At 50.8% G+C, this 18,597-nt stretch carries 17 protein-coding genes and 4 tRNA genes; 16 read left to right on the top strand and 5 right to left on the bottom strand.

The window, feature by feature from the left end:
• Positions 1-26: 26 nt before the first annotated feature.
• Entirely contained in the window at positions 27-1,040 is a 1,014-nt protein-coding gene (locus ACM67B_RS01470) for a PTS transporter subunit IIC (RefSeq protein WP_416189855.1), read from the bottom strand.
• A gap of 168 nt (positions 1,041-1,208) precedes the next feature.
• A complete protein-coding gene (gene carA / locus ACM67B_RS01475) occupies positions 1,209-2,339 on the bottom strand; it encodes a glutamine-hydrolyzing carbamoyl-phosphate synthase small subunit (protein ID WP_416189856.1) in 1,131 nt (376 codons plus the stop codon).
• 406 nt (positions 2,340-2,745) lie between these two features.
• On the opposite strand from carA, the gene pilC reads away from it, so the two are divergent.
• Positions 2,746-4,965, top strand: coding sequence for a PilC family type IV pilus tip adhesin (gene pilC, locus ACM67B_RS01480; protein ID WP_416189857.1), 2,220 nt, complete (start codon positions 2,746-2,748; stop codon positions 4,963-4,965).
• A 105-nt stretch (positions 4,966-5,070) separates the two neighbouring features.
• Here the strand turns inward: pilC and folD are convergent, their stop codons facing one another.
• Positions 5,071-5,922 (bottom strand): bifunctional methylenetetrahydrofolate dehydrogenase/methenyltetrahydrofolate cyclohydrolase FolD, encoded by an 852-nt coding sequence (gene folD / locus ACM67B_RS01485; RefSeq protein ID WP_416189858.1) that lies wholly within the window; start codon positions 5,920-5,922, stop codon positions 5,071-5,073.
• Between the two features lie 254 nt (positions 5,923-6,176).
• Here folD and ACM67B_RS01490 point away from each other — a divergent pair.
• The 14 genes from ACM67B_RS01490 to ACM67B_RS01555 all read left to right on the top strand — a co-directional run bounded on the left by ACM67B_RS01490 (position 6,177) and on the right by ACM67B_RS01555 (position 16,678).
• Positions 6,177-6,254: transfer RNA gene (locus tag ACM67B_RS01490), tRNA-Pro, on the top strand.
• 27 nt (positions 6,255-6,281) lie between these two features.
• Positions 6,282-6,358, top strand: a tRNA-Arg gene (locus ACM67B_RS01495).
• Positions 6,359-6,368: 10 nt separating this feature from the next.
• Positions 6,369-6,444, top strand: a tRNA-His gene (locus ACM67B_RS01500).
• A 7-nt stretch (positions 6,445-6,451) separates the two neighbouring features.
• Positions 6,452-6,529, top strand: a tRNA-Pro gene (locus ACM67B_RS01505).
• A gap of 273 nt (positions 6,530-6,802) precedes the next feature.
• Positions 6,803-7,309, top strand: coding sequence for a D-glycero-beta-D-manno-heptose 1-phosphate adenylyltransferase (rfaE2, locus tag ACM67B_RS01510; protein WP_416189859.1), 507 nt, complete (start codon positions 6,803-6,805; stop codon positions 7,307-7,309).
• Positions 7,306-9,057 (top strand): bifunctional biotin--[acetyl-CoA-carboxylase] ligase/type III pantothenate kinase, encoded by a 1,752-nt coding sequence (locus ACM67B_RS01515; protein WP_416189860.1) that lies wholly within the window; start codon positions 7,306-7,308, stop codon positions 9,055-9,057. Before rfaE2 ends, ACM67B_RS01515 begins: the two co-directional genes overlap by 4 nt.
• Positions 9,058-9,610: 553 nt before the next feature.
• On the top strand, positions 9,611-11,053 hold the full coding sequence (gene tldD / locus ACM67B_RS01520; protein ID WP_416189861.1) for a metalloprotease TldD: 1,443 nt from the start codon (positions 9,611-9,613) through the stop codon (positions 11,051-11,053).
• A gap of 140 nt (positions 11,054-11,193) precedes the next feature.
• Entirely contained in the window at positions 11,194-11,424 is a 231-nt protein-coding gene (locus tag ACM67B_RS01525; RefSeq protein WP_416189862.1) for a hypothetical protein, read from the top strand.
• Between the two features lie 152 nt (positions 11,425-11,576).
• Positions 11,577-12,392: a peptide chain release factor N(5)-glutamine methyltransferase gene (prmC, locus tag ACM67B_RS01530; protein WP_416189863.1), complete on the top strand. Its 816-nt coding sequence runs from the start codon at positions 11,577-11,579 to the stop codon at positions 12,390-12,392.
• 343 nt (positions 12,393-12,735) lie between these two features.
• Positions 12,736-13,077 (top strand): glycine zipper domain-containing protein, encoded by a 342-nt coding sequence (locus tag ACM67B_RS01535; RefSeq protein WP_416189864.1) that lies wholly within the window; start codon positions 12,736-12,738, stop codon positions 13,075-13,077.
• Positions 13,078-13,258: 181 nt separating this feature from the next.
• Complete coding sequence (locus ACM67B_RS01540) at positions 13,259-14,641, top strand: Na+/H+ antiporter family protein (protein WP_095502425.1); 1,383 nt, start codon at positions 13,259-13,261, stop codon at positions 14,639-14,641.
• On the top strand, positions 14,641-14,859 hold the full coding sequence (locus tag ACM67B_RS01545) for a SlyX family protein (protein WP_416189865.1): 219 nt from the start codon (positions 14,641-14,643) through the stop codon (positions 14,857-14,859). The genes ACM67B_RS01540 and ACM67B_RS01545 overlap by 1 nt, the downstream gene beginning before the upstream one ends.
• 208 nt (positions 14,860-15,067) lie before the next feature.
• Positions 15,068-15,367: an ArsR/SmtB family transcription factor gene (locus ACM67B_RS01550; RefSeq protein WP_416189866.1), complete on the top strand. Its 300-nt coding sequence runs from the start codon at positions 15,068-15,070 to the stop codon at positions 15,365-15,367.
• A 99-nt stretch (positions 15,368-15,466) separates the two neighbouring features.
• On the top strand, positions 15,467-16,678 hold the full coding sequence (locus ACM67B_RS01555; RefSeq protein ID WP_416189867.1) for an NADH:flavin oxidoreductase/NADH oxidase family protein: 1,212 nt from the start codon (positions 15,467-15,469) through the stop codon (positions 16,676-16,678).
• 93 nt (positions 16,679-16,771) lie between these two features.
• Here the strand turns inward: ACM67B_RS01555 and lysA are convergent, their stop codons facing one another.
• Together lysA and lptM are read right to left on the bottom strand one after the other, a co-directional pair.
• Positions 16,772-17,992 carry a diaminopimelate decarboxylase gene (gene lysA, locus ACM67B_RS01560; protein ID WP_416189868.1) on the bottom strand — a complete coding sequence of 407 codons (1,221 nt, stop codon included), beginning with the start codon at positions 17,990-17,992 and terminating at the stop codon, positions 16,772-16,774.
• Positions 17,993-17,998: 6 nt separating this feature from the next.
• A complete protein-coding gene (gene lptM / locus ACM67B_RS01565) occupies positions 17,999-18,172 on the bottom strand; it encodes an LPS translocon maturation chaperone LptM (RefSeq protein ID WP_095502428.1) in 174 nt (57 codons plus the stop codon).
• Positions 18,173-18,242: 70 nt separating this feature from the next.
• Between lptM and cyaY the strand changes: the two genes are divergently transcribed.
• On the top strand, positions 18,243-18,566 hold the full coding sequence (cyaY, locus tag ACM67B_RS01570) for an iron donor protein CyaY (protein WP_095502429.1): 324 nt from the start codon (positions 18,243-18,245) through the stop codon (positions 18,564-18,566).
• Positions 18,567-18,597 lie beyond the last annotated feature (31 nt).

The following is an 18,597-nucleotide window of genomic DNA, read 5'->3' on the forward strand; positions in this document are numbered from 1 at the left end:
GATTTGCTATCAGGCCGTCTGAAACTTCAAACATCCAATTTCAAATCCCCATCCTTAATCCAGCCCTTTTTACGCATAAACGCGGCAATCACCAGCGTCAACACTGCGGGCAAGACAAAATGCAGCAGCGCAATACCCAGCCACACGGTCGGGGCGTTTCCCATGGCGTTGATGGTGCCGACTTGGCCGACTAAGCCGCTGGTGCCCATGCCTGCGCCGCTGGGGATGTTGGTCATTTGAAAGCCGACGGTGGCGACCGGGCCTAAAATCGCGCCGCTGAGTGTGGGCGGCAGCCAAATCAGCGGGTTTTTCACGATATTGGGCATTTGCAGCATGCTGGTGCCTAAGCCTTGGCTGAGTAAGCCTGACCAGCGGTTTTCTTTAAAACCCATCACGGCGAAACCGACCATTTGCGCGCAGCAGCCGACGGTGGCTGCGCCGGCCGCCAAGCCGCTGAGTGACAGGGCGATGGCGACAGCGGCGCTGGAAATGGGCAGGGTCAGAATCATGCCCATCAACACAGCAACAATGATGCCCATCAACACGGGTTGCAATTCGACTGCCCACATAATCAGCGCGCCGGTTTGGGTCATGGCGGTGGCGATGATGGGGCCGACAAACTGGGCGGCAGCCATGCCGCTGATTAAGGTAGCGGCAGGCGTGGCGATGATGTCAATCGGTGTGGTTTTGCTCACCAGTTTGCCGATTTCGGTGCCGATGGCAACTGCGATAAAGCAGCCGACAGGCCCGCCTAATGCCGCACCGGCCAGGCCGATGATGGTGCTGGCGAATAAGACCAGCGGCGGGGCTTTCAGGGCATAAGCCACGCCCACACCGATGGCCGCCCCCATGCCGGCTTGTGCTTGGCCGCCGATGTCGACCAGCCAAGGTAGGTTTGTCCAGCCGCCGACGGTTTTTAAAATCAGGCCGATAATCAGCGAGCCGAACAGGCCGAGTGCCATAAAGTTCAGCGCGTCAATGCCGTAGCGGCGCAGACTGAATTCGATGTCTTTTTTTGCGAGTAGGGCTTTGATGTTCATTTTTCCTCTTGATGAACATGCCGTCTGAAACAATCAAGGTTTTTCAGCCGGCCTTTGAATACACGCGTGAAGCAGCCATCAGTATGGTTTTAATATTATTTTGAGGTGGAATGGTTATTGTTCAGACGGCCTTGTTTATCCCATAAGAGGCCGTCTGAATCTGCAGCATTATGCTTTTGCTGCTTTTAGGCTGTCGATAAATTTATCAAACAGATAAGCCACATCGTGCGGGCCCGGGCTGGCTTCTGGGTGGCCTTGGAAGCTGAATGCCACTTGGTCGGTCAATTCAATGCCTTGCAACGAGCCGTCAAACAATGAGCGGTGGGTTACTTTCACATTTTCAGGCAGCGTGTCTGCGTCCACTTCAAAACCGTGGTTTTGGCTGGTAATCATCACGCGGCCGTTTTCCAAGTTTTGCACCGGATGGTTGGCGCCGTGGTGGCCAAACGGCATTTTGCGGGTTTTGCCGCCCACCGCCAAGCCCAATAATTGGTGACCTAAGCAAATGCCGAATACCGGTTTTTTGCTGGTCAAAATCTCTTGAATCGCTTTGATGGCGTAGTCGCAAGGCTCAGGGTCGCCCGGGCCGTTGGATAAGAACACGCCGTCCGGATTCATGGCCAACACATCTGCTGCCGGGGTTTGCGCCGGAACGACAGTCAGGCGGCAGCCGCGTTCGGCCAGCATGCGCAGGATATTGGTTTTCACGCCGAAATCGTAGGCAACCACATGATAAGGCTGTTTTTCAGGGGTAACAAAACCTTGACCCAGCTTCCATTCGCCTTCCGTCCATTCGTAGGTTTCCGCGCAGGTCACTTCTTTGGCCAAATCTTTGCCCACCATGCTGCCGAACGCAGCAATCAATTCTTGTGCTTTTTCTTCGGTCGCATCGGCACCGGTCAAAATCGCACCGGCTTGCGCACCTTTGTCACGCAAAATGCGGGTTAGGCGGCGGGTGTCGATATCGGCAATGGCCACGGTTTGGTTGCGCACCAAGTATTCTTGCAGGCTTTCATCGGCACGGAAGTTGCTGTGTTGCAAAGGCAGGTCGCGGATAATCAGACCGGCCGCGTACACATTGCGGCTTTCTACATCTTCGCCGTTGGTGCCGGTGTTGCCGATGTGCGGGTAAGTCAGCGTGACGATTTGTTTGCAGTATGACGGGTCGGTCAGAATTTCTTGATAGCCGGTCATGGAAGTGTTGAACACCACTTCGCCGGAAGTCGAGCCGTCAAAGCCGATTGAGGTACCGTGAAACACGCTGCCGTCGGCGAGAACCAGAAGTGCTGGAGTTGTCATGATGAAGTCCTGTCTTGCTGAATGGAAATGTTTTGATATGAGGCCGTCTGAAAAGATAAATGTGTGTCAGACGGCCTTTAAAATATGGTTAAAAAAAAACACGCCACACAATATTGGGAATATTGTGTTACGTGCTTTTTCAGGCATATCGGTTTATGCCGTAGAAGCACTGCATTTTAAGCGAAAATGTGGTTTGGTTCAAGCCTAAAAGCGGTCGGTGCAGAAAAAAGCAAATAAATAGCGGATTGATTTTGGCTGTTGGCTTGCGATGCAGGCAATGAGAGGGGAAATTGCTCAAAATTTAGGTGGAAGGCGTTAAAATATACGGCAACAGTAGTGGCAAGCTGTGGCGGTATGCCTTTATGAAGAGATCAATGAAAATGAGAAGCAGTATTTTGGGTAAAAAATGGCGGTCAATAAACTTTTTCTGGGTGTAGTGTGTGTTTTATGGGCATGGGAAGGATTTGGGTTTGCAATTTATCCTGAAGCCGTCAGGCCGGCGGTCACCAGTCGCATCGCTTTGCCTGATATGGCGGTGGTGGTTGAATTGGATAAATGTTCATGGAGCAGCCGGTTGAGGTTTTATCAATTGGGTGAGGATGGAGCGGTTAATGGCAATGTAGCCGAGCCCGCATTTTCCAACCGAAAAACCATAATTAATAATGGTAAGGCTGTTATGTGGGTACAAAATCTGGCCGATAACCAGATGTCTAACGCCGACTTTAATATCAGTAGCGCGACCTCTGCCGATCAGTTGGAATGGAAGAATGTGCTGCTTCCTTGGACGGTACGTTTAAGCAATGATATTGTCTTGAATCAAATGGCGCAAAGCCGCCAATACAGTCAGGCATACCGTATCCGTGAAGATGGTAAACGCGATTTGGGCGATATTCAGGGCAGTGCAGTAAATATGGTGGGCGACAGCGTGGGCGGCCGTCAGGAGTTTATGGTTACCGCTGCCAATGACGGTATGGTGCATATGTTCCAACGTATCGATGGTGTACATCCTTATGAGTTGAAACTCAGCTATATTCCTGCGGCCATGGAGCGTGAGGGAGATGACGGTCATCCGTCTGTGATGGGCAAATTCTTGAAAGATGTGGCGCATGAGCAATATGGCTCGGCTACTGTGCCACACCGTTATCTGGTAAATGGCGGCATAACTTTGCGGCGTACGCCAAATTCAGCGGAATCTAAAGGGCAGCAAGTGTTTATGTTTGGTGCCATGGGTCAAGGCGGACGTGGTGCGTATGCATTGAATATTGGTGGTGTGAATCGTCATAGCGGTTCTGCATTGGCTTTGAATGCTGGTGAATCGAATTGGTTGTCGGATGTGCCGTTGTTTGAAACCGTAAAAGGTGAAAACAATAAGTTGGGTTACACCATTGGTACGCCGCAAATCGGCCGTATTTCTGTGCGGCGTGGCGTGGATAAAGTCAGCACCACTGAAAATGTGCGCTACGCAGGCTTCTTATCCAGCGGTTATCGCAATTTGACTGATGCAGATGGTAATGATGCCAGCGAAACCGCGCTTTATGTTTATGAGATGCTGGGTCAAGAAGCAGGTAGCGGTGAGGCGAATGGTCAGGCTGCCGGTGCGGAAATCAGAAAAATCGAAGTGCCAGGTGGCGTAGGCGGTTTGTCATCGCCTACATTAGTTGATACCGATTTTGACGGTATCGTCGATGTGGCTTACGCGGGTGATTATGGCGGCAATATGTACCGTTTCGATTTGCGAGGCACCACGCCGTCTGCTTGGACGGTGACCCGTATTTTCGCAGGCAATCCTAGTCAGCCGATTACTTCCGCACCGGCGATTTCCCGTCGCGGTAGCGGCAGCTATGTGGTGATTTTTGGTACCGGTAGCGACATTTACGAAAGCGATTTGGAAAACAAAAATCAGCAGGCAGTGTATGGCATTTTCGATAAATTGCCGGATGCGCCTGATACCAGTGCTGTACGGTCAGACGTTGCACAACAAGCTGATTTATTGCAACAAACCATGAGTGTGAATGAGAATGGCCAAGTATTTTTGACCAACAATCGAGTGGATGAAAACATACAAAAAGGCTGGTTCTTTAATTTGGATGCCAATGGCGAACGCGTGGTCGTGAAGCCGACCATGATTCTTCAGACGGCCGTATTGTCAACGCGCAGCTATAATAAGGTAACGATTAAGACCGAGCCGCAAGGTGATATTTGTATTCCGGAAAAAACCGAAACCAAAACCGAAAGCGCCAGTAAGATTTTGGGTGTGAACGCGGAAAATGGCGGTGCGCTGAACCAGCGTAGTGCGCGTTTGAAATTCCATATGGACAACAATGTGGCATTCTCAAAATACGCCAACGGCATCAGCATGCAAGGCATGACCAGCTTTACTTATGTTGACCAAACTAAGCTGAATGATTCACCGGTAACGCGTGATGGCGATAGCGGTGAGACCGGTACGGATCAACCATTAAAAGCAGCCAATAGCGAGATTCCAAACAACACATGTTTCAGTCGCGAAGCCGTGCGCAAGCTCTTAATCTCCAATTCAACACCGGGTAGCCAGTTGAGAGATTTGGATATCGAAGGCCGAATCTGCGGTATCCGCCGCTTGTCTTGGCGTGAAATCTTCTTCTAAACTAAGACAGTAACAAATCAAAGGCCGTCCGAAAGGGTTACCAAAATCTTTCAGACGGCCTTTTCATATGATGAACCGGTTATTCAAAATTGAGTGGTTCAATCTTTAATCATGCAATTGGGCGGCGTGTAAAGTGTTTTCCAAAAGCGTGGCAATGGTCATTGGGCCGACACCGCCGGGAACCGGGGTAATCATGGCTGCGCGTTCTTTGGCAACATCAAATTCCACATCGCCACACAAGCTGCCATCTTCCAAGCGGTTGATGCCGACGTCGATGACCACGGCGCCCGGTTTGACCCACTCACCTTTAACAAAATTCGGGATGCCGACGCCAACCACCAAAATATCGGCTTGGGCCACTTCTTCAGCCAAGTTTTCTGTGGCGCTGTGACAAATGGTTACAGTAGCGCGGGAGAGCAGTAATTCCAATGCCTGCGGGCGGCCGACAATATTGGAAGCGCCTACAATCACGGCTTTTTTTCCTTTCGGGTCAACACCGTAGGTTTCAAGAAGCGTCATTACACCCTTGGGTGTGCATGGACGCATCAGCGGCATTTTGACAACCAAACGACCGACGTTGTACGGGTGGAAGCCATCCACGTCTTTGTGTGGCAAAATGCGTTCCAGCACGGCTTGGCTGTCGATGTGTTTCGGCAAAGGCAGTTGCACCAAAATGCCGTCTACTTCGGGATTGGCGTTTAATTCGTCCACTAGCTTCAGTAATTCGTCTTGCGTGGTTTCGGTAGGTAGTTCGTAAGACAAAGACGCAATGCCTGATTTTTGGCAGGCAGTTTTTTTGTTGCGCACATAAACCGCGCTGGCCGGATCGTCACCGACCAGGACCACGGCCAGACAAGGGGTGCGCAAGCCGGCAGCGGTGCGTTGTTCGACAGCTTGGGCGACTGCCGCCAAGCGTTGTTGGGAAACTTCTTTGCCATTGATTAATTGAGCAGTCATGTTCACTCTCTAGTTGTCAGGGAAGGTAAAATGGGAAACCAGGTAATTATCTCATTTTTAAACCGCTTTTTACATTGTTATTATCAGTTTTGTGGAAGTTATGATCGGATGGTCTGAACGTTTATGGGAAATAAATAAGAGCGTTATGAATTAAATTCTAAATAAAAATAAACAGATAAAAACAATTTTAAAAAAATGTTAATTATAAAGGTTGACGTGATTTTCGAAAATCAGTATAGTTCAGTTCTTCAAGTCGGGGCGTAGCGCAGCCTGGTTAGCGCATCTGCTTTGGGAGCAGAGGGTCGTGAGTTCGAATCCCACCGCCCCGACCACACCAAATTCAGCACGTAACGGCATGAGCGCCCGTAGCTCAACCGGATAGAGCACCGACCTTCTAAGTCGGGGGTTACAGGTTCGATTCCTGTCGGGCGTGCCAAAAGTTTACGGTGGCTATAGCTCAGTTGGTAGAGCCCCGGATTGTGATTCCGGTTGTCGTGGGTTCGAGCCCCATTAGCCACCCCATTTATTTCGGGGCGTAGCGCAGCCTGGTTAGCGCATCTGCTTTGGGAGCAGAGGGTCGTGAGTTCGAATCCCACCGCCCCGACCAAAAATAAAAAAACCTGCTTTTAATAAGCAGGTTTTTTTATAGCCGTTTAAAATGGAAATTAAGATAAGTCGACAGCGGCCGCCGTGTACACTGGTACATAAGGGCGCTGGTAACGCTGTATTATTTTTATTTTAAACGACTATATTTGTCACATTAAATTCACAAAATCACACGCAAAGGCCGTCTGAAACCTGTTCAGACGGCCTTTTGCTTTGCCTTTTGACGGCACTTCGGTATCATAGCTTTAATCTGAATGAAACAATGGAACGCATTATGTCCGAATGGCCTTTCCCCGATTTTGAACAAAAAATCTGCCCGCCCGAAGCGCTTGCCGAACGCTTGGCTGCATTGCCGCGTCCACTGGTGTTTACCAACGGCTGTTTTGATATTTTGCATCGCGGCCATGTCACCTATTTGGCGCAGGCACGTGCGACCGGCGCAGCGATGATTTTGGCCTTGAACACCGATGATTCCGTGCGCCGTCAAGGTAAGGGGGACGATCGCCCGATTAATCCCTTGGAAAACCGTGCGGCGGTAGCGGCCGCGTTGGCCAGTGTGGACGTGGTGACGTGGTTTGATGATGACACACCGGCGGCTTTGATTGAGTTGGTCAAACCGGATATTTTGGTCAAAGGCGGGGATTGGACAGTCGATAAAATTGTCGGTTCGCAAGAAACCTTGGCACGTGGCGGCAAGGTGTATTCGATTCCGTTTTTGCACCAGACATCCACCACGCAAACGCTGGCGAAAATCCGCGCCGCAGAGGCAGCCGATAAATGAGCAGCATGAAGCCTCAGCATTGGCAGGTATTGGCGGCGCTTTCAGACGGCCTGCCGCAGCATGTCTCGCAATTGAGCCGTTTGGCCGGTGTGAAGCCGCAACAGCTCAACGGATTTTGGCAGCAAATGCCGCCGCATATCCGCGGTTTGTTGCGTCAACACGATGGGCAATGGCGGCTAGTACGGCGTTTGGCGGTGTTTGAAGCCGAAGCCTTGCAGCGTTTGGCGCAGGTGTATGGTTTTCAGACGGTCTTGAAAAATGAATGCGTTTCCAGCAACGACGAAATTTTGGCTTTGGCGCGCGAGTCGGCGAAAAAAGCACACAAAGCCTTGTGCGTGGCGCATGTTCAAAGTAAAGGGCGTGGACGACAAGGGCGCAGTTGGCAGCACCGTTTGGGCGAATGCCTGATGTTCAGCTTTGGCTGGGCGTTTGATAAGCCGCAGCACGAATTGGGCGCGTTGGCCTTGGTGGCAGCGTTGGCCTGTAATCGTGCGTTGGCAAAATTGGGTTTGAATACACAAATCAAATGGCCGAATGATTTGGTGGTCGGGCGCGACAAGCTCGGCGGCATTTTGATTGAAACCGTGCGCAATGGCGGCCAAACGGTGGCGGTGGTTGGCATCGGTGTGAATTTTGTGTTGCCTAAAGAAGTAGAAAATGCCGCTTCGGTGCAGGCTTTGTTTCAGACGGCCTCACAACGCGGTGCGACGGTAAATCAATTAATGAGCGCCTTGCTGGCTGAGTTAAACAGCGCGTTTGAAGCTTTTGCAAAAAGCGGTTTTGGTGCAATGTTGGGCGAATATCAGGCTGCCAACCGCGACCACAATCGTCCGGTGATGTTGTTGCAAGACGGTGTGGTGCTGCATGAGGGTACGGTATCGGGTGTGAACGAACAGGGCGCATTGCGTTTGGCAACTGTCGCAGGTGAGAAAACCATCGTCAGCGGCGAAATCAGTTTGCGCCCGAACGATAATCCTGTGCCGCAAACCATTGTGCGCAACGAGCGCTATTTGCTGCTTGACGGTGGCAACAGCCAACTGAAATGGGCATGGGTGGAAAATGGCGCATTCAGTGAAGTGAGTCGCGCACCTTACCGCGATTTGAGCCGCTTGGGTGAAGAATGGCGCGAGCGTTCAGACGGCCTGGTAAAAGTGGTCGGCTGCGCTGTGTGTGGCGAAACCAAAAAAGCCTTGGTGGCAGAACAATTGTCCCAGCCGGTCGAATGGTTGCCATCAATGGCGCAAGGTTTGGGTGTGCGCAATCATTACCGCAATCCGGCGGAACACGGTTCCGACCGTTGGTTCAACGCCTTGGGCAGCCGCCGATTCAGCCAAAATGCCTGCGTGGTGGTGAGTTGCGGGACAGCAGTCACCACTGATACACTGACTGACGACAATCATTATCTCGGTGGTACGATTATGCCCGGCTTTCATCTCATGAAAGAAGCGATGGCACTGAAAACCGCTAATCTCAACCGCCCAATCGGAAAGGTATATCCGTTCCCGACGACCACGTCGAATGCTTTGGCCAGCGGTATGATGGACGCTGTCTGTGGTGCGTTGATGATGATGCACGGCCGTCTGAAACAAAAAGTTGGTATGGAAAAAGCGGTTGACGTTATTATTACCGGCGGTGGGGCGGCCAAAGTGGTGCAGGCTTTGCCGGAAACATTTGTTTCAGAGCATACGGTGAGAATTGTTGATAATCTTGTCATTTACGGCTTACTTAACTGGATATCGCAAGAATAAATCATCGTACTTTTATGGAGTATACCTAATGTCATCGTCTTGTTTCATGTTAAAACGATATAAAACATAGGGAGATATCCGAATATCTTTTTTAGGCCATTGAATTTCGCATGGCGCATCAACAGCAAACCCGTTGCATATGCAACGGGTTTGCTGTTTTTCGGTTTTGAGTATCTGATAAAGGGAACAATCGATATGTCGTATACGCACACTCCGATGAAGATGTCGGGCAACAGGGAGATTGGCCGACGAAGCAAAGTTTAAGGAAAAATTAAAAAGGGGTCATTCTGTCGTTTAATGGCTCGGTGCAGGACGCTGCCGAGTAAGTTTTATTATACGTTAATAATAACTATTATCAATAACAAAGTGAATTTATCGGGAAATTTTCTGATAAATAATTGAATTTGATAAAAATAAAATTTGCTCTCTCAGATATGCAAACACAAAAACCGGCATAGCAGCAAGCAATCAGCATGCCCAAGCCTGTGCAAATACCGTATAATTCCACACCACTCTTTTGATTACACTTTTTTGAAAAGGCCGTCTGAAAACCATGCAGCAAACCTATTCTCAAGTACAACGTGATTTGCTCGAAGCCAATCAACTTTCACCGGAATTGTTGGCTAAAAGCCTGAGTCTGATTGGCGCGCATCATGTCGATTATGCCGATATCTACTGCCAGCGCACGGCCTATGAAAGCTGGCATTTGGAAGAAGGCATGGTGAAATCAGGCAGTTTTCAGATTGACCAAGGTGTCGGCGTGCGTGCCGTATCGGGCGACAAAACCGCTTTTGCCTATGCCGACAGCCTCAACATCGATTCGATTAACCGTTCCGCCCAAGCCGTGCGCGTGATTGGTGCGGCGGGGCGCGAACAAAGCATTAAAGTACCTAGCGCGGTATACGGCAAACCGGTGCATGCCGTGATCGATCCGATTGCCAGCTTGGATTCTGCTGCCAAAGTTGCCTTGCTGAACAAAGTCGAGGCATTAGCCAAAGCCGCCGACCCGCGCATTGTGCAAGTAATGGCCGGTTTGACCTGCGAACACGACATGATTTACCTTGCACGTTTGGACGGCAAACACGCCGCCGATATCCGCCCGATGGTGCGGCTGAATGTGAGCGTGATTGCCAAGCAGGGTGACCGCCGCGAGCAGGGCAGTGCCGGTGGGGGCGGCCGTTATGATTTGGCTTATTTTGATGAACAATTGGTGCAGAAATTTGTCGATTCTGCCGTGAAACAAGCCTTAACCAATCTTGAGTCACGCCCTGCACCTGCCGGTGAAATGACCGTGGTGTTGGGCAACGGCTGGCCGGGCATATTGCTGCATGAAGCCGTGGGTCACGGTTTGGAAGGCGACTTCAACCGCAAAGAAACCAGCGTGTTTACCGGCCGCATCGGTGACCAAGTAGCCGCCAAAGGCGTTACTGTGGTCGATCAGGGCGATATCGCCGACCGCCGTGGCTCGCTGAATATTGACGACGAAGGCAACGAAACCCGCCGCACCGTGTTGATTGAAGACGGCATTTTGGTCGGCTACATGCAAGACGAAACCAACGCGCGCCTGATGGGCGTACCGGTGACCGGCAACGGCCGCCGCGAGAGCTATGCTTCCGCCCCCATGCCGCGTATGACCAACACCTTTATGGAAAACGGCGCCTACGACCCGCAAGAAATCATCGCCTCGGTGGACAAAGGCATTTACGCCGTCAACTTCGGCGGTGGCCAAGTTGACATCACCAGCGGCAAATTCGTGTTTTCCGCATCAGAAGCATGGTGGATTGAAAATGGCAAACTGCAATATCCGGTCAAAGGCGCGACCATCATCGGCAGCGGCGCGGAAGTGTTGAAACACGTTTCCATGGCCGGCAACGACACCGCGCTCGACAGCGGCGTGGGCGTGTGCGGCAAAGACGGCCAAAGCGTGCCCGTCGGCGTAGGGCAACCGACCTTGCGTATTGATGCGGGGCTGACCGTTGGGGGAAGTGAAATTTGAGTGATAGGCCGTCTGAAAGTAAATTTTCAGACGGCCTTTATATTTACCAAAAAATACATTTTCAGACGGCTGGTAACGGTTTTTCTGTTACGATGAAGACACGTTGTAAAAAATATTTTCATTCAAATAAGGAGAAAACCATGAGCACGAATACCCCAAACAACCAAGACAGCACTTTCGATGTCTCTTCTGCTGCCGAGATGGAAGCGCTGGAGCGTGAATTGGTAATTGAAGATTCGGTGGACAATGTAGTGCGTTATGCCGAAGAGCCATTGTCTGACGAAGAAATCGAAGCGCGCAAATTGGATGAAGAAGAGATTGTGCCGGATTCCGGTCCGATCGGCGGCTTGGAAACCAAAGTCGACGAGTAATATTTTCTATATGTGAGAAAGCCATCTGAATATTCAGATGGCTTTCTCACATGCTGATTATTGTATTGGGAGATCAAATATCTGGGTTAGTATCTGCAGGTGAAGATTGACGCTGATATAATGGCAGCACTTCAATGACAAGGCCGTCTGAAATGACTTTAGAGCAATGGTTGCGCCAATCTGCGCTGCCGAAAAACGAAGCGCGGATGTTGCTGCAAGACATCACCGGCTATTCGCGTGTGCAGTTGATTACGCAAGGCGATGCCGAAATGCCGTCTGAAACCGCAGCAAAATTGGATGCGGTGGCGCAACGCCGTCTGAACGGTGAGCCGATGGCCTATATTTTGGGCGAACGCGAATTTTACGGCCGCATGTTTGCGGTCAACCCACATGTCTTGATTCCACGCCCCGAAACCGAGCATTTGGTTGAAGCGGTGATGGCGCGTTTACCGCAAGGCGGCAAGGTGTGGGATTTGGGCACCGGCAGCGGTGCGATTGCCGTTACCATTGCGTTGGAGCGGCCGGATGCTAAGGTGCGCGCTTCCGACATCAGTAGCGGCGCATTACAAACCGCACAAAGCAATGCGCAACATTTGGGTGCGGCAGTAGAATTTGCCTTAGGTTCGTGGTTTAACGTGGACAGGCCGTCTGAACCGCGCAGCTATGGTGTGATTGTGTCGAATCCGCCTTATATCGAAGCGGAAGACGAGCATTTGCAGCAGGGCGATTTGCGTTTTGAGCCACAAACAGCTTTAACCGATTTTTCAGACGGCCTCAGCTGCATCCGCGAATTGGCCGCTGGTGCGCCGCAATATTTGAAACAAGGCGGCTGGCTGCTGTTGGAACACGGCTACAATCAAGGCTTGGCGGCGCGGGAAATTTTGATGGAGAATGGGTTTGTGGGAGTGAACACTTTGCAAGATTTGGCCGGACTTGACCGCATTACCTTAGGCCAATGGTCGCAATGATTTCAGACGGCATAAAATCAAGACAGACTGAGACCTTTGCAAAATCCTTAGATTTGAGTACAGTTCAAAGTTGTAGCCGCGCAGAAAGTGCAGACATATCATTAAGATAGGCAAGCTTTTGAGCAGCGCATAACGAAGAAATGTGCCAAAGATAGGGATTTTGCAAAGGTCTCAGGCCGTCTGAAAGTCACATCAGGTGAATATTTCCGATTAACAAGGTTTACCGAGGCTTACCTGCTTTTGCCGAATCCATAAGAACGAATCGGCTAGAAATGGTCATAATACGCATACATTCACTATCGTATGTATGATAAAAAAATGACCGAGCAGAAGGAGGCCTAATATGACTTCATACAAAAAATACTGTGCCGTGGCATTGATGTCGGCGGCATTGATTTTGCCGAGTACCGCCGTACACGCACGCGGCACATCGAATCAAACCAAAGCCACGGTGGTTGGTGCAGTGGCCGGTGCCGCATTGACCGGTGCTTTGGGTGGCGATGGCCAAAGCATGTTGCTGGGTGCTGCAGCCGGTGGTTTGGCCGGTAATGCTTATGCCTACCACAACAAAAAAATGGATCAAAAAGAAAACCGTGGCTACCGCCATGACAAAGTATCCAACAAAAAGCATAAAAAACACAAAAAATATGCCAAACACCGCCGCCATCACCGCGATTGGGATTGATGGTTTGGTCACCTGATGAGTTGTTAAACACAAAGGCCGTCTGAAATTTCAGACGGCCTTTGTTTTGCTTGGCATTTTGTTGCCGTGTATGTTATGCCGATGTAAATTTATGTTATGATACCGTTTTCTTTTTGATGTTCCATCAAGAAGCTGTTTCTTTACAACAAAACGGAGAAAAGGCATGAATGCCGTTGTAATTGCAGTAGTGGTGATGCTGGCGTTGTCGCTGGCCAGGGTGCACGTGGTGCTGAGTTTGGTGATTGGCGCGTTTATCGGCGGTTTGATTGCCGGTATGCCGCTGGCCGATTTGAAAGATGCGGCCGGTGCGGTGTCGCAAGAGGGCATTATTACCGTGTTCCAAAACGGTTTGGCCGGTGGTGCGAAAATTGCGCTGTCGTATGCCATGTTGGGCGCGTTTGCGATGGCGATTACCCATTCGGGCTTGCCGCAGCAATTGGCCGGCGCAGTGGTGCGCAAACTGAATAACGGCGGCGTGCCGGATCAGGTCAACCGCAGCGGCAGCTCGGTTAAATGGATCTTGCTGATGGTGTTGCTGGTAATGGGCATCATGAGCCAAAACGTGGTGCCGATTCACATTGCCTTCATTCCGATGATTGTGCCGCCGCTGTTGCTGGTGTTTAACCGCTTGCAAGTCGACCGCCGTTTGGTGGCTTGTGTGATTACCTTTGGTTTGGTGACGACGTATATGTTCCTGCCGTATGGTTTCGGCGCGATTTTCTTGAACGAGATCTTGTTGAGCAATATTAAATCTGCCGGTTTGAACACCGATGGTTTGAGCGTGATTCAGGCAATGGCGATTCCGGCTTTGGGCATGGTCAGCGGCTTGGTGTTGGCGTTTATCCACTACCGCAAACCGCGTGTGTATCAAAACAGCCAAATCGATACCGACAATAACGATGCCAGCACCAAACAGCCTGAGCCGTCGTCTTACCGCAGTTTGGTGGCGGCCGTGGCGATTGCCGTGTGTTTCGCCATTCAGTTGATTTACAACGATGCCTTGCTGCTGGGCGCGATGTTGGGCTTTGCCGTATTCATGACCTTGGGCGTGGTGAAACGCAGCGATGCCAATGATGTGTTCGGCGCGGGCATTAAAATGATGGCGATGATTGGTTTCGTGATGATTGCCGCACAAGGTTTCGCAGCCGTAATGAAAGCCACCGGCGACATTCAACCGCTGGTTGACGGCAGCATGGCCGCATTCGGCGGTAGCAAAGGCATGGCCGCGTTTGCCATGTTGGTGGTCGGCTTGCTGGTGACCATGGGCATTGGTTCGTCGTTTTCGACCTTGCCGATTATTTCCGCGATTTATGTGCCGCTGTGCATGAGCTTGGGCTTCTCACCGCTGGCAACCATCGCCTTGATTGGTACCGCCGGTGCGCTGGGTGATGCCGGTTCGCCCGCATCCGATTCCACGCTTGGCCCGACCATGGGTTTGAACGTGGACGGCCAACACGATCACATCCGCGATTCTGTGGTGCCGACCTTTATCCACTACAACATCCCGCTGATGATTGCCGGCTGGATTGCCGCCATGGTGTTGTGATGGAGGATTTGGAAAACCGTATCACCGAGCTGGAAATTCAGACGGCCTTGCAAGACGATCTGATTGCCAGCTTGAGTGATACCATCGCCAAAATGCAGCAAACGCTGGATTTGCAGCAAGCGCAAATGCGGGTGCTGTATCAGAAAATGCAGGACAAAGGTGCGAACGGCGAGCGCGAGGCATACAGTTTGCGCGATGAGATTCCGCCACATTATTAGTGATGTTTTGAAAATGATTAAAAGGCCGTCTGAAAGTGAAGTCAAACTTTCAGACGGCCTTTATTGTAATATCAGGCCGTCTGAAAAAACGACGTAATCCAAAGCCTTAATTGTTGAACCTTGATTTCTATGGCTTTATAATCCGTCTATATTCTTAAACGTATTGACTAAAATGACCGACCAGATACCTGTTTCTCAAGCAGAAGCCATGCAACTTCTAAAAGAATGTATTCCGATTTTCACCGTTTTGTCGGATGAAAACCGCCATTTGATTTTGAAATTGCTGCTGGAAAACGGTGAAATGAACGTGAACCAACTCACCGAAAACCTGCATCTTTCACGCCCTGCGGTTTCCCATCATCTTAAAATCATGCTGGCTGCCAATGCCGTGAGTGTCAGGCAGACCGGGAAAGAGCGGTTTTATGCGCTGGCGATGAAAGATGAAGTGGAGAAAATGGGGGTATTGGTGGATGTGTTGAAGTTTTATTGTCCTGCTCGGGCAGGTTGATTTTCAGACGGCCTGCAAGCTAAACACACGTTATTGACTTATTGTTTATAGTTTGTATAATATGTTTAAATTTTTAAACATATAAACGTAAGGTAAAAAATGCTGTTCCAACCATTTACTTTTCCCAACGGCATGACTGCCAAAAACCGTTTCTTCAAATCCGCGATGGAAGAACAACTCGCGCAAAACAGCCAACCCACGCCACAATTGGTGCATCTCTATCACACTTGGGCGAAGGGCGGAGCAGGTGTTTTGGTTACTGGCAATGTGATGGTGGCCGAAAACGGTAAAGGTTCGATTAAGGATGTGGTATTGAGCGATGAACGCAGTATGGCCGTGTTGCAACGTTGGGCTCAGGCAGGTAAGCAAAACGACACGCTCATCATCATGCAGATTAATCATGCCGGCAAACAATCGCCAAAAGCGGTGAATCATGAGCCGGTTGCGCCAAGTGCCGTACCGTTGGTCGGGATGGACGGTTTCATCAATCCGCCCCGTGCTTTAAAAAGCGATGAAATCGAAGCGTTGGTGCAATCTTTTGTCCGCACCGCCCAATTGGCGGAGCAGGCCGGCTTTTCAGGTGTACAAATTCATGCGGCACACGGTTATCTCATCAGCCAATTTTTGTCGCCGCATCACAACCGCCGTGAGGACGAGTGGGGCGGAAGTTTGGCCAACCGCATGAATTTTGTTTTGAAAATTTATCAAGGCATTCGCGCCAATGTCGGCAAGGATTTTTTGGTCGGCATCAAACTCAATTCGGCAGATTTCCAAAAAGGCGGATTTGATGAAAGTGAAAGCATTCAAGTGGTGCAAAAATTATCGGAATTGGGCATTGATTTTATTGAAATTTCGGGCGGGAATTATGAAAGCCCGCAGATGCTGTCTGAAAAATCCAGCACGCGCCAACGTGAAGCCTTTTTTATTGATTATGCCGAAAAAGCCCGCAAAGTCAGCCGCGTGCCGTTGATTATTACCGGCGGTTTCCGCTCGGAGCAGGCGATGAATGAAGCCCTGCAAAGCGGTCATTTGGATATGGTGGGTGTGGCGCGCCCCTTTGCGCTTATGCCTGATTTACCCAACCAAATTCAAAACGGTCATTATCAAACCGTGACAACCGAGCGCATCAAAACCGGCTTCCGTCCGGTGGACAATAAAGTCGGTGCCGTATTGGAAATGGATTGGTATATGGCGCAAATGGCGTTAATCGGGCAGGGGAAATCACCTAATCCCAAACTGGCGCCATGGAAGATATTGCTCAACACCTTGTGGCAAAACGGCAAAGCGGGGCTTTCTACCGGACGCAGTTAATTTGCCTGTTTTTTGATTTTTAAATATCAAAAGGCCGTCTGAAAGTGAAATTCCACTTTCAGACGGCCTTTTCGTTTGCAAACAGCAAAACCCTTATAAACACGTCAATTCGTTGGCCATTTGCTGCTCTAAGGTTTCGCGTTGGCGGATGAGTTTGGCTTCGCTGCCGTTGACCAACACTTCTGCCGCGCGGTTGCGGGCGTTGTAGTTGCTGGCCATGCTCGCACCGTAGGCGCCTGCGCTGCGCACGGCCAACAAGTCACCGGCTTCGCAGGCGATTTGGCGGTTTTGGCCGAGGAAATCGCCGGTTTCGCAAATCGGGCCGACGATGTCGGCGGTAAACGGGGCGATGTCTTTTTGCTCGACGTTTTCAATGTGGTGATAAGCGTCGTACAGGGCGGGGCGCATGAGGTCGTTCATGGCGGCATCGACCATCACGAAGTTTTTCTCTTCTCCGGTTTTGACAAATTCCACGCGTGTGAGCAGGGTGCCGGCGTTGCCGACCAAGCTGCGGCCGGGTTCGAGAATCAGCTTCAAGTTGCGGCCGGCCAAGCGTTGGTGGACTTCGGCGGCATAGGCAGCCAAATCCGGCACGTTTTCGTCTTTATACACAATGCCCACGCCGCCGCCTAAGTCTAAGTGTTCCAACACAATACCGTGTTCGGCCAAAGTATCGACCAGCAGCAAAATGCGCTCGCAGGCTTCAACTAATGGGCTTAAATCGGTGAGTTGCGAACCGATGTGGCAATCGATGCCGACGATTTTCAGATTCGGCTGTTTAGCGGCGTGTTGGTAGGCGGCCAAGGCATCGGCGTAGGCGATGCCGAATTTGTTGGCTTTCAGGCCGGTGGAAATGTAGGGGTGGGTTTTCGGATCAACATCGGGGTTCACGCGCAATGATACAGGCGCGGTGGTGCCGAGTTTGGCGGCTACTTTTTGAATGCGGTCAATTTCGGGAATGCTTTCCATATTGAAGCACTTCACGCCGGCATTCAGGGCAAACTCGATTTCGGCTTCGCTTTTGCCGACACCGGAAAAAATCACTTTCGCCGCATCGCCGCCGGCCGCCAACACGCGCGCCAGCTCGCCGCCGGAGACGATGTCGAAGCCGCTGCCAAGCGCGGCAAAGTGTTTGATGATACTTAAATTGCCGTTGGCTTTGACCGCATAGCAAATCAGCGGGTCGAGCGCGGCAAAGGCGGAAGTGTAGGCGCCGAATGCTTCAGTCAGCGCGGCTTGGCTGTACACATACAGCGGGGTGCCGAACTCTTCGGCCAAATGAGTGTGGGGGACTTGTTCGCAATAAAGTGTCATAATCGTTTAATCTGGTGATTGGGTGGTTGGTTCTTTGGAGTTGCGGTTGAATTCGAGGCCGGTTTGAATCACGCCGAAACGCGCTTTGTCGCCTTCCTTGGGTAAATACAAATCGCCTTTGTAACCGCAGGCCGACAGCAAAACCGCCGCCGCAACCGATAAAAATACGCAGGATTTCATGGGAAAACTTTCGTGTTGAGCGTGAATGTGGCAAGATTGAGTATCTTAAACAAAAAACACACAAAAAGCCATGATGACCGAGAGTGAATTTATCCGCCACACGGAAGAATTGTTCAACCACATCGAAGACCAAATCGATGAAAACGGCTGGGATTTCGACTGCCAGTTTGCCGGAAACGTATTAACCATCGAAGCCGACGACGGCACGCAGATTATCGTCAACCGCCACACGCCCAATCAGGAATTGTGGATTGCGGCCAAAAGCGGCGGCTACCACTTCACCGAAAAAGACGGCCAATGGTTGTCCACTCGCGACAACAGCGAATTTTTCGCCGTGTTAAACGATGCCTTGAGCGCGGCTTCGGGCGAAGACGTTGCTGTGGCGGCCTTGTAAACCGATCACCTGATTCCATTATTTCAGATAC

The sequence above is a fragment of the Neisseria sp. CCUG17229 genome (assembly GCF_047839235.1).
Lineage (GTDB): Bacteria > Pseudomonadota > Gammaproteobacteria > Burkholderiales > Neisseriaceae > Neisseria > Neisseria brasiliensis.